Genomic DNA, 17,642 nt, shown 5'->3' on the forward strand with positions numbered 1-17,642 from the left:
TTTTAAATATTTTAATCGTCATCATCTTCAATATCATTAGAAGCAATAATTCTATTGATTCTTAATCTGAAATCTGGACGCTTTAAATTTTCTACATCAATAAAGGTTTCAGAATCTGGCCCTTTAGAATACACATTATTAAATGCTCTGTTTCCATACCAGTTTTCTAAATCTTCATTGTTAGCGACATTTTCAACAAAAATGTTTCCCTTGCAATTATTGAAATAGGTTCGCGTAAATTTTATTTTTTCGAGATTCTCACTGTTGATTTTTATTTTGCTATCGAAAATCACAGCAGGATTAAATCCAGAAATAACACTTTTATCAATACTGAATGAGGCATCTTCTCCAATAAATATAGCTTCATTAACGAGACCAACTTTGATATCATTTTTAAGATCAGAGCTTAGATTTATTAAGGTTAAATTTTCGGCGTCAACAAACGTTTGTCTTTTAGAAAAATCGGCTTCTTCTTTTAGATCATGTGCCAAGACGTACATGCATCTTGATGTTTCGGCACCAGATACGTATGGAGACCTTATGGCAAGTGAATTATTTAATTGGCATTGCGCTCCGTAATTAAATTCATAGTCATTTATGCTAGATTTATACGATACCATTTTATCTAAAATGACATCACCACCTAATATATTAAATGAATTGCCTTCGCAATAACTTACCATGATATTCTCTATAATGGTTTGTTGACCAACACCAGCTAATGTAAGTCCATTAAAATACCCATAATCTCTAGTTCTTTTTCCAGCATATTCGATACGTACATAACGCAATACGCCTGAATAACTAGCAGGATTATTCCCTCCATAGCTTATTGTTTTTGCAGCACTTGGAACTAAGCCATAGTTTAATGAAGATTCATTACCATACTTATTGGTAGGTGCATCTCCTAAAATAAAGACGCCTCCCCAATCTCCAGGTTTCTTCACGCTTCTATTAGATGTGAAAATAATAGGGTCGGTGTGAGAACCATCAGCAATAATTTTCGAACCGTTGCTAATAGTAAGAGAACCTTTGGTTTTAAAATCACCAAGAATAACAGTTCCAGGTTCTATAGAAAGTGTAGTACTGTCTGTTACAAATACATCGCCAAGCAAAAGATAGATATCTCGCTTAAGCAGTTTTGTGTCTTTGGTAATATTACCACTTAGTATTTTGGTTGGCTTACCATATTCAACCTTGTTTGGTTTGAATTCTGTCCAAGGATTTAGCCAGTTGTTATAGCCAATAATTCCTTTCTCTTGCTGGGCAAATGTATTGCCATACACTACTAAAAATAAAAGTGCAATTTGAGTAATTTTTTTCATAGTGGTTAAATTCGTATTTGTTTAGATTAGTGGGCGCTAAAATATATATACCAAACATATGAACAATACTTATGAAATGCAAAAAATATCGACGAAATACATATATTTTGACATGTCGTATTCTTTTTCCTACAAAAATAGAGGTTATTTTAATGAATTAAACTTAAACGACTAACTGACAACAAATCAATCACTTAAGTATTTTGGATAAGACACAAAAAAACCTCAACTAAAAAGTTGAGGTTAAATTGAATTTATAAGTAATAAAACTAATCTGTTTTGTAATCGTTATAAGTGTGCAAAGATTTTAAGGTTTCTTCATAAAACATAATCGCAGCTATTAAATCGCGTGTATCAGAATAAGGCAATATTTTCTTTTGAAACTCGACAGTACTATCAAAGTATTCTACAGACGCCTCTCTGTTATCTTCCAGTGCTTTTTTATTGTCTTTAGTTTCCGGGATACCCAGAGATTCCATGGTTACACCGGGCTTAGTAGCAAAAGCAATATTTGGTAAGATATTTACAATAACTTCTATACGCTCTATATAGAGATTAAGTAATGCGCCTTTAGACATTTTACCTAATTCTTCATGACTATGATATTTGGATATACTTGTTTTTCCACTGATCATATTAATTGGAGCATTCTTTTTTTGAGCAAAACCGAAGCTAACCATCAGAAAAAAAACAACGATAAATAAAGTAGGCTTTGTTTTCATTTTTTGGGTTTTTAGTTAACGTTAGATAAGCAAATCTATACAAATAATTAAAAAAAACAACTAAATTTTCCTTTTTTTTGCAAAGTATTTTTCCTTACGAAATGCATATTTCTTGGATAAAGTGCTTAATTACTAGATAAAATGCAGATTTATACGACGAAATACTTGATGCTTTTTTGGTCTTTTTTTAGCTTTGAAAAGTGAAATTATTTTGAGTTTTTTCAGCTTAACTAATCAAATAAATTAAATATCCAGTAACTTAATTTTTAGTTTAATATCTCATAATCGAATCCTTTAAGTTCTTAATACGTACTAAACTTTGAGGTAGACATTTATGATCCTTTCATCGATAGAATTTACCGTTTTCAACATTTTATCGTAAAATTTGAACATTCATGTGATTTTTAGTGGTTTACGATATAAATCCACCAATTTTGGATATATCTAAAATGCTTAACCTCATGAAAAATATTAACGCCCTACTTTATTTCATTTGTTTGGTTTGCATGAATCATGTGTCGATTGCACAAGAATCTGTAAATACTCTTGATGACGGTTCTACAAATTTTTTAGAACGTCACCCAATCTATGACTATTCTGAAGTACAATTAAATCATACCGATACAATTCCTGGTTTTGATTCCAAGCAAGAAAAGCTTAAGATTTCAGGAACCATTTTTAAAAGTGATGGTATCACGCCAGCTGCCGACGTTATATTATTTATTGAACAAGCTGACGAAAACGGCGATTTCGATTTAAGAGAACAAGATGGCAAACGTTATGTGTATAATAGAGGTTGGGTAAAAACAGATGCTAACGGACATTATACATTTTACACTTATATTCCTGGAAATGACAGACGCTATAGTCAATTGCAACAGTTGTACCCTTCTATAAAAGAAGCCTCTAAGCCTGAATACGATATTGCAAGTTTCCTTTTTGATGAAGATCCTCTATTATCAAAGCTATGTAGAAAAAGATTAGCAAAAAAAGGTGATCCTTCTCGAGTTCTTAAACCTAAAAAAGTGGATGGACTACTTGTTGTTCAAAAAGACATTATTCTTGGCTCAGATGTAAATACCACGAAATAACAGTTCGATTTCATCTATGTTTATTTTTTTAAATCGGGTATAATTACTTATAAATTGATAACATGAATTTGTTAGATTGTCTATCCATCTTTAATAGAGATCTAATACATCATGAGCTCTTTATATTCATTAAAAAATTATTGCTATTCTAGCATATTAGTATTTGGCATTAGCATGATTTCATCTCGAACGCATGCGCAATCTTCAAGACATGATTGGTGGTCTCAATTAGCAGTCAATGTCGAATATGGCTTGTCATATCCTACAATAGAAGGTGGCCAGAGTTTTACAATTTTAAGTTTTCCTTCAAACCCTCAAGACGAAGTCTTTTCTCTTCAAAGTAGGTCATTTGCTGATTATATTTCTAATTTGGGGTACTTGGGGTTGGAGCTGCAATATCCATTAAATCCGAAACTGTCATTGGGAATAGGTTTGCAATATCGAGATAGTTATAACTACAGTTCTGTCATGTCCTTTGCAGAAGAAAAGCATGTGTTATCAAATAATCTATTGATTGCCACAACAGGATTATTTAGTCATTATTCAAAGATTAGTACGACGTCCTTATTTGCGCTTTCAAAATTTGAGCTATTTCAATTTGATATGAATTATCGTTCGCAAGTCTCATTCCAAATATCTGCTGGAGCTGGATTGTCTTTTATGACCTTAAGATCTCAACTCAATAATGTATTTCTTACGATGCAAGTCACTAATAGTAACAACAACAACAATAGTCAAAATAATATTCTTGGCCCAGGAAATATTGCTCCAGAAACTAACAGAAACCTTCCTTTTGCGTGGCATATAGGAGCTGGGTTTCTGTTTAAATTTGAAAACTTTACAAATATAGAGATTGGTTATAAAATCATACATATTGGACATTTCATTATCATGGAAAGGTCACCAAATATGAAAGATTTATTTATTCTAAGAAGCACCAATACTAATGCTCAAGATCAAAACCTCATTCTGTCGACTACAAATCAAAAACGACGTATGTTTTCTAATGACTTTTATATTAAGTTTTATTTCTAACAAAAAAATGAAGTGCTAATAAACTTAGCACTTCATTTATAAATAGTTAGATATTAAAATTAGGGAGAATTTAAGCTACTATTAGTACAATTTTCCTACAGAAGGCAATGACGATCCATTGTCTCCATCTAAATGTACGTTAGGAGCTAAGAAACGCAATTGGGTATGGTTTTCACCTTTTTGAATTGTAGCGTCCATAACAATTCCGAATAGATTTCCAGATACTGAATAATCATACCTAGTATTGTTAATGGTACCTTTATAATTAAAGGTGTTTATTTCGTTTGCCATTTTTAACATAGCATCAATAATTTTTGTTTGTTGCTCTGTTGTTAAACCATACTCTGTCATCGTATGTGTTGTTTGTTTTGTAGATGTTCTACTTCCTCCAGCGGAGAAAAACAAGAAAAACCCTCGTCCACCACTAGAACTCTTTTGTGTAAGCTGATCATACTTCCTTTTGTTTGAAGCACTTAACATTCCTTGAATTAGTTTATCTAATGCATCAACATTTGCAGGTGTTACACACTGCATTTTTAGTTTAAAAGATACTGCAATGTCTCCGTGTGCTGGCACTGTGTAAGTCACACCAGAACATTGTCCTTGTCCGTAAGCATTTACGGCTACACCATCTGTAGCAGATCCAGTGTTATTGTCTGATGGATTTGCGAATACTGTACTTAAATTTCCCATAATAAAATGATTTTAAAGATTAATAATACGTTTACTAGCATTTTGTTTAAGCTAATAACACTGTAAAATTATAGTATTGATACAAGGTAGAATTACGTATTAATACTTGTATTTTAAATCCATACAAGGAAGTATATACCACGTAAATGTACTTGAAAATAAAATCGCGAGTATTTGGTTAAAACTCGAGGAAAGTGGGTTGTTATTTTTCTATGACCAATTTTTGACCAACTCGAATAACAGCGTTTCTCTTGATTGCATTGGTCTTACACAGTGAAGCTATGGTCACATTATTTCGTCTAGAAATTCTCGACAAAGTGTCTCCTGGCTTAACTGTATAAATAGATTGTTGCTTAATTAAACTTGCTACAGCATCTTCTTCAGATAATAAAGGAATAATTTTGCTTTGGCGCTTTGAATTATGAGCAATTGGTCGTGTCCATTTTCGGGTAATCCAAAGTTCTTTAGAACGTATGGTATTATCTTCATTAAACTCAAAAAGGTATTCTGGATTTATAGAAACTCCTTTATAATTCACAACTAAATGCAGGTGACTCCCTCTAGCATTACCAGAAACACCTCCTTTACCTATATATGCGCCGCGTTTTATGGTGTCATTCTCTTTAACTCCATAAGCCGATAAATGTGCATATACCGTTTCTAATCCGTTATAATGTCTAATCACCACTGTTCTTCCATGACCTCTAGTATATCTAGACATTCTTACAACACCATCAAACATGGCATATAAGCTATCGCCAGTTATCAAATCAATATCAATTCCTTTGTGAGCCCTTCCACGTCTCCAACCATAACGAGATGTAATAACCTTATTTTTACCAATAGGAGAAGCATAGGTAGAATCTTCGAACTTTAATTGCAAAGGAAAAACGACATCAACCTCTTTATAAGGGTTGTAGACTGTATGATCCCAATATTCAGCTTTGATATCAATAGGAGTGAAGCTGTCTTTAACCTTAACAGTTTCCTTTTCTATAGAATCTATCGATGTCTTAAAATTAAATTCTGAAAGATCAACTAATTTAAACTCAGGTTCTTTTTGGGCAAAAACGTTAGCGGTCAATGCAATGAAGACACAAGTAATAAATAATTTCATGGTGTGATTAAAAAATTGCTAATTTTTGATGGCCGAAATTAAAAAATAAAAACGTTGGGAAGTGTTAATTTGTTGTTAGAGTTATTAGTTTTTTTCTAACAGTAGCGCCTTGTCTTTGATAATAATTAGTACAAATGTCATTTAATCAAGTAGATATCCTATAAAATTTAACGTTTCAATAGGTAATTCTAATGTGACACTATTAACAAAATACTAAACTTTATACATCGCTCAAAGAAATGTATATCTTTGAGAAACTAAACACATTCATTTATGAAAACTCTAAGATATTTTTCTTTAATTCTTGTTTTATGTTTTTCATGTAAACAGGACAAAACAACGGAAAATGACGATACTTCTATAGTATTAAAACCAGTTGTATTTGATGGTATTGATAGCTCCATTAAACCAGGAGATGATTTTTTTAATCACGTAAATAAAAACTGGTTTGATAAGGCCGTTATTGCTGATGACCAAGTTGGAGTTGGTTCTTATCGTTTTTTAAATATTCCTCAGCAAGAATTATTAAAGAATATTCTTGAAGAAGTGTCACAAAAAGAACATCCTAAAGGGAGCATTGAACAAAAAGTTGGTGACTTTTTTGCATCAGGTATGGATACGATAAGTATTAATAATCGAGGCATGAAACCGATACAGCCTATATTAGATCGCATCGATGCAATTACTAATATTTCTGAATTGACTAAGTTTGTAGCCACTCAAATAAAATCTGGAGACTACTCGATATTGGCACCATTTATTTCTCCAGATCAAGAGAATAGTGCATTAAACATAATGCATGTTGCTCAAACAGGCTTAGGTTTACCAGATAGAGACTACTATTTTTCAGATAATCCTTCAGTAATGAACATTCAAAGTGCTTATAAAACGTTTTTAAGTGCACTTTTTGAATTGGTTGGTGACACAGAAGCAAAGGCACATGCCGACATCGTATATCATATAGAAAAGGAATTGGCTCAAGCTCATAAAACTAGAATAGAGCGCAGAGATGTTAAAGCCAATTATAACAAGATGTCAATTTCCGAATTAAACGAAAGACATACAAACATTGATTGGCCAACCATATTTGATAATTTAGGTGCTGAAGTGGACTATGTAGATGTTTCACAACCCGCTTATTACGATACATTAAATAAGATGTTGTCTTCCGTTCCATTGCGTGATTGGAAACTGTACCTTAAAGCAAATTCTATTGGATCATATGCCAGTATTTTGAGTAAAGCGTTTCAAGATGCGTCTTTTGAGTATTCTAAAGTATTGTCTGGGCAATCTGAACAACAACCTCGTGATAAACAAATGGTTCGTCGTGTTGATGGACAAATTGGTTTTGCATTAGGACAATTATATGTGAAGCGCTATTTTAATGAGGATGCGAAAAAGCGTGCATTAGAATTGGTTAATAATTTTCAAAAGGCTCTAGAAACTCGAATTGACAACTTAGATTGGATGAGTGATAGTACCAAAATTAAGGCAAAAGACAAACTTTATGCTATTAATAAAAAGATTGGATATCCAGATGTATGGAGAACGTATGATGTTTCAATAGATCGAAATCAGTTTTTTGAAAATGTTGTAGCCTTGCGTCAGGATGCTTACCAATACCAGTTAGATCAACTTAATAAAGCGCCAAACAGGGATGCCTGGGGAACAACGCCTTCTACAGTGACGGCTTATTACAACCCATCCCTTAATGAAATCGTATTTCCAGCAGGAATTTTACAAGCTCCATATTTTGATTTATATGCCGATGATGCCGTAAACTATGGAGGCATAGGCATGGTTATTGGTCATGAATTTACACATGCATTTGACGATCAAGGTGCACAATACGATAAAAATGGAAATGTCTCTAATTGGTGGACCGAAGAAGATTACACCAAATTTAAAGCGAAAACACAACAAATTATTGATCAATATAGTGCATTTACAGTCTTGGATAGTGTGCACTTAAAAGGCGCCTTAACTGTTGGCGAAAATACTGCCGACAACGGAGGTATAGCTATTGCGTTTGATGCCTTTAAAATGACAGAGCAAGGACAAGACACCACAAAAATTGGCGGTTATACACCAAACCAACGTTTCTTTTTGTCTATAGCCAACATTTGGCGTGTAAAAATGCGCGATGAGTATTTACGTAATTATGTTGCTACAGATCCACATTCGCCTCCAATTTGGCGTGTAAATGGTCCGTTAATGAACTTTACACCATTTTATGAAGCGTTTGATCTTCAACCAGGAGAGGCAAATTTTAAAACCGAAGATGAGCGTATCAAAATTTGGTAACGTCACTAAAAGATATTAAGCTGAAATCATCTAGATTTCCAGATTGATTTTATAAAAGGCCGCAACTTTATGTTGTGGCTTTTTAATTTATAATATTCAAGTCTAATGTTTTGATTTTAAGTCACTAAGCACCTCTTACTTTATTTTTTACTTTATGTTAATATATTTTTTACTCTAACGGAATTATCATTTCGTCAGTGTTTTTAAACAGGTTTATTGTTATTGCAGCATAATTATAAACGAAATGACATGAAAAAAAAATTTAAAATATTGAAATGGATACTAGGTGTTTTTTTGAGCTTAATAATACTTCTAGTATCTCTATTTTTTTGGATAAGAAGTTTAATTCCACCACGTGATACAAACATAGTCTCTAGCGAGGCAAAAAACATTGCATATATTACAGAGGATGTCCCTGAGTACAGAGGAAAAATATTGGCTGTTGTCACCAGCACTGATAAGATGGGAACAAGCGATGAAAGTACAGGGTATGAGCTTACTGAATTGGCACGTGCATATTATGTGTTTAAAGCCAACGGTTTTGAAGTAGATATAGCGAGCCCATTAGGAGGGAAGCCACCTGTTGTTATTGATGATGAAGATATGGGCAAATATGACTATGCTTTCTTAAATGATTCTATTGCCCAGTACAAAGCAAATAATACTCAAAAAATTAGTAACGTTATAGCTAAAGATTATGAAGCCATATATTTTGTTGGCGGAAAAGGTGCAATGTTTGATTTTCCAAATAATAAAGCCATTCAATCTCTTGTGCGTAATTATTATCAGAACGACAAAGTTATTGGAGCGGTATGTCATGGTCCAGCTGCTTTGGTAAATGTCACTTTAGATAACGGAAAACCTTTAGTAGAGAACAAAACGGTAAGTAGTTTTACCAATGAAGAAGAGTTGCTCCTTATTTCTGATGCGAAATCTATATTCCCTTTTTTACTACAAGACAAATTAGTTGAAGAAGGTGCTCGTTTTAATGCAGGCACAATGTATTTAGAAAAAATGAGCCATGATAAAAACCTTATTACTGGTCAAAATCCTTGGTCTGTATGGGTTTTAGCCGAAACGATGATTTCTGAATTAGGTTATGTGCCTAAATATAGACCTGTTACCGACGAAGAGCATGCTATTCATGTATTGCAAGCGTATGAAAATAATGGCAGCGAAGGGGCTAAAACGCTTCTCAATCAACTTATTAGAGATGAAGATCAACCAGTAAATAGATTACTTATTGCCAAACATGGGATTCTTGCAGCAATGAAAGGTAGATTAGGACGCTTTTTTAGTCTATTAAACTTAACATCATATGCTAAAGATTTAGAGGAGCAAGAATAAATAATATCCTTAAATTTGAATAAAATAACCAATTGAATTTTTCAGATATACTTCTTATAATAATAAGTAGCGCAGGACTTCTACACGGAGTTCTGTTTGCTATTTATTTATGCTTTGTAAAAAAGAAAAGAACGATTACCAATATACTGCTTGGTCTCATTTTATTTTTTATGGCCTTTAGGATAGGAAAGTCTGTTATGCTAAATTTTGGTAATGATCTAGAACCTATATTTATTTTCGCTGGGTTAGCGTTTTTACTATTAATTGGCCCACTTTTGAAATGGTATGTTTTAGGAATGACGGCTGCCAATTTTAAGTTGTCAAAATACTTTGTATTAGAGTTTACACCATTTCTATTGGTTTTTGCGTTGAGCTTCTTTGTTAGTAAAAGTTGGTTTGAAAGTCAGAGTAAACAAGTAATTATTGTATTTGCAACAGTGCTTATCTTTATATATCTGCATTTGGCCACTCATATTCTTATGTCTTGGTTGATATGGAGACGCGCAAAACGAGATCATTCTCAAACCTTGCTAACAAAGTCTCAAAAGGCTGTATTTAGCTGGTTGAAACTACTTATAGGTGGGTTTGTAGTCATTTGGTTATCCTATTGTTTAAACATTATAGAAGATGCGGTTCCATATATCGTTGGACCAATAATGTATTCGATTGTTGTTTATTTTTTAAGTTATAAGGCGTTTCAATTAAAAATCATTGATGTGGATGGTTCAATCTTCAAGCAGAATGACGATGCCTTAGTATTTAACCAGATTTCAAAGCTATTTAAGGAAGAAAAACTGTATTTAGATGCTCAATTATCCCTGGCTAGTTTAGGAAAACAGATAGGGAAGGGCACACAAAAAACATCGGAAATTATTAATCAATATGCCAAGCAGAACTTTAATGATTTTGTGAACAATCATCGAATTCAAGATGCCAAAAAGTTGTTATTGAGTGAATCAACTAAAAACCATACGATAGCCTCTATAGCTTTTGATGTTGGTTTTAGCAGTTTGTCATCATTTAATAGTGCGTTTAAGAAATTTGAAAAAACAACCCCTTCGGCATTTAGAAAAAAAGAGATGTAAGAGCATAAAAAAAACTGGGAGTCACGAGTATTTACTTTGAAACTTTACTGAACCTTATTTTCAAGTTTTCTGGCAAAACGGTAAATGCAAAATTTTCATGAACCTCGGTTTTAGATACTGCTAGTTCCATATCAAAATGTTTACATATACCTGAAATCACTGTAGTCATTTCGGCTAGTGACAAATTCATTCCAGGACATAATCTTGGTCCTCCTCCAAAAGCACGTACTAATTTTGGTGAATGATTTTGATAAACAGGACATTCATTTTTTAACCAACGTTTTGGATCATATAATTCTGGCTTTGAGAAATGCTCATCTTGAATTTGACCAAAACCGTTTTGCACAATGATTAAAGTATCTTTTGGTACTTTTAAATCCTGTATTATAGTGGCTTCATTTGCCTGAAAAAACAACATGGGAGTCGTTGGCTTTAATCGTATAGCCTCCTGAATTGCACCACTGGTGTATTTTAATTGTGACAATTGATTAAACGCTTCTGGAACTTGATTGTTTTGATAAACATCAATAGCCTCTGTTCGTATTTTGCTAACGACGTCTGGATATTGTGCAAGATAGTATAATGTCCATGATAAGGTGTTAGACGTAGTATCTTCACCCGCCAATAGCATAGCAAAAACGTTTCCGTATAGCGTTTTATCATCAAATACCGTTTCTTCTTTACTGCTTTCAATTAACAAAGCCTCTAAAAAATTGGAAGGTTTTTCTTGTAAAACAGGATTGTTTTTGACCTTAATTTTTGCCTCCTCAATACATTTCTGTATAATCACTTCAATACTTTTTAAGGAGTCTTTTAGCTGCCTATCTCGTTTATTCGGAAACCATCGCCATAAAGGTAATGGAGCAGTAATTCTTTCATTAATAAGCGGAAATATTAACTCTAGATGTTCTTGAAAACTATCGCTTTTCTTGTTTACAGTATCTAATTGGTATCCAAATGCAATTTCTGTGGTAACATCAATTGTAAACGAAATAAAATCATCTATAATATCTACGGAATCATTGCTATGTGAATAGGTTTCGATTTTATTAATAAGCTGCGTAGCCCTTTTATTAATAACAGGATAAAAGCCCTTTACTTTTTTAACATTTAAGGCTTCGGCAACAATTTTACGCTGTCTTTTCCAATTCTCTCCCTCAGCATTAAATACGCTTTGAACTCCCATTTCTAAAAGGACCTCATTAATTTTGGAAAGCCTTCTAAAACCTTCAGGTCTTTGCGTTAGAATCGTTCTATTGAACTCAGAATCTGTTGATACTAATGCCTTAATGTGACCAAGACGAATGGTATAAAGTGCGCCATAAAGTTTACTCCAATCTTCTAGTTTACGATGCTTGTCTTTTTTTTTAAATGCTTTTAAGTTTCCAAGTAGAAGATGACCTTTAGGAGTCTTTAAATCATTTAGCGTTCTAATTTTGTTGGTTGAGTTCATAAGTAAGATATGAGATTACAAAGTAACAGTTTTAGATGATAAAAAGTGTCTGTAAAATGATATTTCAGAATTAACATATATTATTTACAACTCATGATCTCTGATATATTTCAAAACTCTGCCAAAGTTACTTCTAATACTAGTTCTAAAAAAACAGTGAAAACCCCTTAAAAAATGAGGATAAAGGCCTATAGATTAAAATACAGGTTGTTGTAACTTAATTTCCAATAATAAAAATGATAACCATTCTAAAACTATTTAAAATGATAGATATATATTCAAGCCTGAGATGTTTATGCATGACTAGTGCATTACTTTTAGCATTTACAACAAATTCTTACACTCAAACCTTATTTGAACAATTAAGTATTACCAACTATGGTAGCCCAAACTTTCCAAAGGTTTTGGGTTCAAATGGTTGGACAATAAAAAGCCAAGATAAAATAGTCGAAATTGGTAAATTTAATGCAGATGGAAGAAGTGACATGTTAATCCAAGGGGCTTCGGGTCTTGGTATTATTAATTTAAACAGTGCTAATGAACTCACAACACTAACTTTCGCTGAGAATGGATCTAAGTTGGACAATTCGGGGTGGACAATTAGTAGAAATGATAATATCAAAGGTGTTGGGTATTTTCACCCTAACTACAAACATGATATCTTAATTCAAAACGTAAATAGTTTGGGTGTTATTAGCTTGGATGGCTTAAATAATTTTGAAACAACAAGTATGGTTTCAAATGGAGAGAGGTTTAGTGGGTGGAAATATAATAGGTATGATAAAATATTAGGAGTAGGCGACTTTAACAATGATAATAGAAGTGACTTTATTATTAAGAGCTCAACCCATTTGGGTATCATTAGTATTGATAACTCTGGAAATTTTGAAGCAATTACAAGTGGTGCTAATAATCATAACCTAGGAGACTCAGGTTGGCGACTTAATGCAGGAGATGTGGTCTTGGGAATAGGAGATTTTAACAATGACAATCGTAGTGATTTTATCATTAAAAGTAATTCTCATCTAGGTATTATGAGTCTCAATAATAGCGGAAATTATACTAACCTTGCCATTGGCGTTAATGGTTATAACTTAGGAAATTCTGGTTGGCGTCTCAATGCTACAGATGAAATTTTAGGAGTAGGCGATTTCAATAATGATAATAAAACTGATTTTATCATTAAAAGTTCCACTCATTTGGGTATTATGAGTCTCAGTGCTGAAGGAAACTATACAAATCTTGCCATTGCAGCTAATAATAGTACTTTAGGTGATTCTGGTTGGCGTCTTAATACCGCTGATGAAATTTTAGGAGTAGGCGACTTTAATGGTGACGGTCAAACCGATTTTGTAATTAAGAGTAGTACTCATCTTGGAATTATAGGGTTAAATGATTTGGGCACTTATACAGCACTAATTATTAAAGCTGGTAATTATCCATCAACGACTTCACCTCTAAACTTATGGAGCGCTGAACAATTTCAAGGAGTGGGAGATTTTAATGATGATGATACAAGTGATTTTATAATCAAAGATCAGTCAAATTTTGGAATACTTACCTTAAAAAATGACATCAATAGATACTTAAACGTTGATGATTGCTTAGAGTGCACTGAAAATCAAAATAACGAATTGTCTTTAGTTTTAGAGGATATGCTAGGCATTAGAGGAGGTGATCCAAGCGGGGATTTCATTGGTTCGGCCGCGGCAAGAAAACCTCCGCGTGGTAAAAATTGGTACCCTCTGGATGGAAATCGTAAAGTTCTATGTGGATCGTATAACCGATTTGCTATAAATGCTGCTAGGCCAATTAGAGCACACTCTGAAAATGATTGGAATATATTTATAATTCCTCATGATAATTACAATTACCTTATTGAAGATGCTAGACCATATCAATATTATAATTATTCATGGCATAATTGGCAGGAATGTGATGGCGTACCTTGTATGGAAGCTGAAATTACACCACCAAAAGAGCTCAATGACTATGAAGATTTCTCTATCGAAAATGTTACTTCTTCACTTTTAAGCAATCAAGATATTTGTGTCTATGGACCTTGGGTAAGAGAAGAAGTACATGGTAATAGACCAGAAATACATCCTTCAGAGTTATTGTGGTGGGAAAACGATGAAGGAATAAAACATATGCTAATTGTACAGGATGGTTCTGATCGATATGATGAAAAAAAGAATTTCTATGGAGAACCTGATAGAGGCTGGAGAGCTTGGGCAGGAGCCCCTATGATCAAGCAATTTAAAATTGCTTTTTCGGTAGAAGTTAACGCTGAAACAGAGCAATATACCTTGGATATTGGTAGATCTTTACGTGTAAATACTAGCAGTAATGCTAGTGTGTCTGAGGACATTTTTTCAGGAAGACGATATGGACTTGAAAAAAATGGAGAAATTCCGATTCTCGTCATTGAAACGTCAAGGACAGACCGATACTTGGGTGTTCAATTTGATTCAGTGTGTTACAATAGCGTAACAAATAGATTAACAGGTTACATTTTGATTAAAGCTCAAATAGGAGAGAGAGATAAGTTAGGTGCCTTTTTAGAAATAATATTAAAAAAAGAGAATGTGGTAATTAGACGGTAGTCGCATCCTTTTTTCTAGAATTTTAAAGTACAAGGTAAAATTACCTCTTATTGGGTATGTTTTCGTTTTAAATAAAGGCCTACTATTATTGGAGTAGGACAAAGATGCATTTAGACACCTGCCTAATAAACCAAATAAAACGAACAGATTATGAGAACTGTAAAAGACGTATGGGAACACCATAAAGTTGCATTTGCAAATGCCAATTTAGAAGAAGTGATGTTAGATTATGCCGAGGATTGTATTTATGTCACAACAAATAAATCACTTGTTGGTAAAGACAAAATACGAGCCTTGTATAAAAACCATTTCGATACCTTAGAAGAAGGTTCATCTTCATCTATTATTAGTGAAACTATAGAAGGCGAGATTGTATTTTTCGAATGGACAGCAGATTCTCCTTCTATAAGTATTTCAGATGGCGTTGATACGTTTGTTATTAGAAATGGCTATATCGTAGCACAAACAATGAGAGCGACTGTTGTGCCTAAATAAGTAATAATTAATCTCTATTTTTATTACTTCTAACAACGTAAATAATCAGACCAATTACAACAATTGAGACGATACCAGCGATCCAAAAAAACAACGTAGCTAAATTTGAAGTTATTTTTTCGGTATCAAAAGATTTTTCAAAACTTCGACTTTTTGATTCACTTTTAGGTATGTAAACGTAATAGGCTATTATTTGCTCTACCTCTTTAATTTTTGTGTAATAGTCCTCAAAATCTTCAGGCTTAACAAAACCTGCTTTATTTCGGTATTCATAATTAAGATACATGATATCGCGAGCCCTATTCATTTTGGTTTTCAGAGAAAAATCGAAACTCTTAGAATTCACTTTTACATTATCATTAGCAATGCTCCATCGCTGTGGTAATTTAACAGTAATCTGATGTTTTTTATGCGATGGATAATAAAGTGCAAATGGCGTTTTTCGTTCCTTTTCGTCTGGTGAATAAAAAATATCCAAAATACTATATGGTGAAAATTCTACATTGATATTTTTATCATTGCCAACCATTGGAATCCATATATCATTGATCTTATACGATTCTTCAACGAGTATTTTATTAGACAAACTATCGTCATCAATAACTGGATCTTTTAACACTTCAACACCATCATAAAGGTTATCATAATAATTTTTAAATTCCTTGCTTATGGATGAGAGGCTACTCGATTTAAAACGCGTTCTAACGGCATCTGCTTCGGCATCGCGATAGACTGTCATAACATTTAGTGTTGCAGGTCCACCAACAGTTGGCAAATCGAAGGTGTCAAATACTTCTACTAAATCTTCGTTTTTAGATTTGATTTTCTCCAAAGCGTTAACCCCTTTTTTTATGACTAAAGCCTTACCATAATTTGGAAATGAAATTTTCTTATAACTGCCAAATTGGTTGCTAATGGTTGGATCATAAAATAAGTTAGTATTTGTGCTATCTACTACTTTAACAACCACATGGTCAAATGCTTTTGGTGACGGCAAAAACTGATGCAGTGATTCTCCGAAGGCCGAATTAATAAGTACAGGATAAGCCTCAATACCCATTTGACGCAGCATGGTAATCATAAGCCAGCTTTTGTCTTTGCAGTCACCAAAGCGTTGCTCTAATACTTTATTTGGCGAAAATGGTTTGTAAGCACCAATACCAGACTCTAAACCAAGATATCTAATTTCGTTTTGTACAAACTTAAGTGTAGCCGAAATACGCTCGCCTTCATATTCTGTGCTATTTTTTATGTGTTCAATTTTTGACTTCAATGCTTCCGACAGTTTTGTATCATCTTGATATATATGTAAAGCCCAATTCACTACGGCATCCCAAGATTTAAAATCGGTTACAAAGAGATCTTGATAAGGCAAATACCAACTAGGCGTGTTCTCTTCAAATTGAGGCGTTTTGGTTAAGGTTGTCGTCCAGTTGTATGTTTTATAACCATTATAACTAGCTATTTTAGGCTTTATATCACAATTTAGAGTTTTATAATACAGTGTCTTATTAGCAATTAAGTAGTAGTTGATTTTACCAACAGGCTGAAAATCGTTTAAGGTTGTGCCACCAGAAAAATGATTACCATGAATAGGGTTAAAGCCTTTAATAGTATAGCTTAGGTCTAAAATATCACCATTCCTAATATCGGCTAGGTTAGCTATAGCATTAAGACTACCATCATAGATATAACTTTCAGCATTAGATTCTTGTCTAATAGACTGAAAATCATCAACGTTGAGTTTGTTTATGGTTTTTCCGTTTCTTAAAACGGTAATGCTATGAAGAAAAAGTTGCTGATAGGTTGGATCATAATTAATTGATATGGACGAACCATCCTGCACACCAACATAGTCTGTTATTTTACGTACAATTCTAATGTAGCGTTCTTTTTTAGGAATATGAATTTGCTCATCACTAAGCAAAGTAAGTAATCCATACGATATTTCATTTAAATCAATATTAGGTGATTTTTCATAAGACTGCTGTATGACCCATTGTGGCGTTTCCGTGGTTTTAATTTGAGCATAGAAATGGCCGAAACTAAAAAGGCAGATGATTATAAAAATAGAGTAGCGGTTGGTTTTAAAAGTCATGTGAGTTGATTAGAAAACAAATTAACTAAAAATATCGTTAACATATCATCATCTTATAAAATTATCAAAAAAGGTCCAATCATGTGCTAAGACCAGGTTTACAAGGGATTATATATGTCTTATGATGCATAGATTGGTTTAAAATAATTTCACTATATTTATAATAATCATTTAATAATCAATGATTAACTCTCCCTTTTAAGTTGTTACATAGCATGTTTATGAATTATCCAGTATTGGATACAGTCTAGTGTTTTTTAATCATAAAATC

At 33.1% G+C, this 17,642-nt stretch carries 13 protein-coding genes; 7 read left to right on the forward strand and 6 right to left on the reverse strand.

The window, feature by feature from the left end; genetic code table 11:
* Positions 1-11 precede the first annotated feature (11 nt).
* Together Q0893_RS08615 and Q0893_RS08620 are read right to left on the reverse strand one after the other, a co-directional pair.
* A complete protein-coding gene (locus Q0893_RS08615; protein ID WP_298901713.1) occupies positions 12-1,325 on the reverse strand; it encodes a hypothetical protein in 1,314 nt (437 codons plus the stop codon).
* Between the two features lie 269 nt (positions 1,326-1,594).
* Positions 1,595-2,047 (reverse strand): hypothetical protein, encoded by a 453-nt coding sequence (locus Q0893_RS08620; protein ID WP_298901715.1) that lies wholly within the window; start codon positions 2,045-2,047, stop codon positions 1,595-1,597.
* 461 nt (positions 2,048-2,508) lie between these two features.
* Between Q0893_RS08620 and Q0893_RS08625 the strand changes: the two genes are divergently transcribed.
* Both Q0893_RS08625 and Q0893_RS08630 read left to right on the forward strand, forming a co-directional pair.
* Positions 2,509-3,138 carry a hypothetical protein gene (locus Q0893_RS08625; protein WP_299274452.1) on the forward strand — a complete coding sequence of 210 codons (630 nt, stop codon included), beginning with the start codon at positions 2,509-2,511 and terminating at the stop codon, positions 3,136-3,138.
* 174 nt (positions 3,139-3,312) lie between these two features.
* On the forward strand, positions 3,313-4,173 hold the full coding sequence (locus tag Q0893_RS08630) for a hypothetical protein (protein WP_299274455.1): 861 nt from the start codon (positions 3,313-3,315) through the stop codon (positions 4,171-4,173).
* A gap of 81 nt (positions 4,174-4,254) precedes the next feature.
* Here the strand turns inward: Q0893_RS08630 and Q0893_RS08635 are convergent, their stop codons facing one another.
* Positions 4,255-4,866 (reverse strand): hypothetical protein, encoded by a 612-nt coding sequence (locus Q0893_RS08635; RefSeq protein ID WP_299274457.1) that lies wholly within the window; start codon positions 4,864-4,866, stop codon positions 4,255-4,257.
* Positions 4,867-5,068: 202 nt separating this feature from the next.
* Positions 5,069-5,983, reverse strand: coding sequence for a M23 family metallopeptidase (locus tag Q0893_RS08640; protein WP_298901721.1), 915 nt, complete (start codon positions 5,981-5,983; stop codon positions 5,069-5,071).
* A 273-nt stretch (positions 5,984-6,256) separates the two neighbouring features.
* On the opposite strand from Q0893_RS08640, the gene Q0893_RS08645 reads away from it, so the two are divergent.
* From Q0893_RS08645 to Q0893_RS08655, 3 genes are all read left to right on the forward strand, one after another.
* A complete protein-coding gene (locus tag Q0893_RS08645) occupies positions 6,257-8,287 on the forward strand; it encodes a M13 family metallopeptidase (RefSeq protein WP_299274461.1) in 2,031 nt (676 codons plus the stop codon).
* Positions 8,288-8,536: 249 nt separating this feature from the next.
* Complete coding sequence (locus tag Q0893_RS08650) at positions 8,537-9,634, forward strand: type 1 glutamine amidotransferase domain-containing protein (RefSeq protein WP_299274464.1); 1,098 nt, start codon at positions 8,537-8,539, stop codon at positions 9,632-9,634.
* Positions 9,635-9,666: 32 nt separating this feature from the next.
* Positions 9,667-10,719, forward strand: coding sequence for a helix-turn-helix domain-containing protein (locus Q0893_RS08655; protein ID WP_299274467.1), 1,053 nt, complete (start codon positions 9,667-9,669; stop codon positions 10,717-10,719).
* A 31-nt stretch (positions 10,720-10,750) separates the two neighbouring features.
* On the opposite strand, the gene Q0893_RS08660 is transcribed toward Q0893_RS08655, so the two are convergent.
* Positions 10,751-12,172, reverse strand: a complete 1,422-nt coding sequence (locus tag Q0893_RS08660; RefSeq protein WP_299274470.1) for a cytochrome P450 — start codon at positions 12,170-12,172, stop codon at positions 10,751-10,753.
* Between the two features lie 263 nt (positions 12,173-12,435).
* Here Q0893_RS08660 and Q0893_RS08665 point away from each other — a divergent pair, with 263 nt between their 5' ends.
* On the forward strand, positions 12,436-14,778 hold the full coding sequence (locus Q0893_RS08665; RefSeq protein WP_299274473.1) for a VCBS repeat-containing protein: 2,343 nt from the start codon (positions 12,436-12,438) through the stop codon (positions 14,776-14,778).
* Between the two features lie 150 nt (positions 14,779-14,928).
* Positions 14,929-15,273 (forward strand): nuclear transport factor 2 family protein, encoded by a 345-nt coding sequence (locus Q0893_RS08670; RefSeq protein ID WP_298901731.1) that lies wholly within the window; start codon positions 14,929-14,931, stop codon positions 15,271-15,273.
* Positions 15,274-15,280: 7 nt separating this feature from the next.
* Here Q0893_RS08670 and Q0893_RS08675 read toward each other — a convergent pair whose 3' ends face one another.
* Positions 15,281-17,371, reverse strand: coding sequence for a DUF3857 domain-containing transglutaminase family protein (locus tag Q0893_RS08675; protein WP_299274478.1), 2,091 nt, complete (start codon positions 17,369-17,371; stop codon positions 15,281-15,283).
* Positions 17,372-17,642 lie beyond the last annotated feature (271 nt).

It is taken from the genome of uncultured Psychroserpens sp. (assembly GCF_947494225.1).
Lineage (GTDB): Bacteria > Bacteroidota > Bacteroidia > Flavobacteriales > Flavobacteriaceae > Psychroserpens.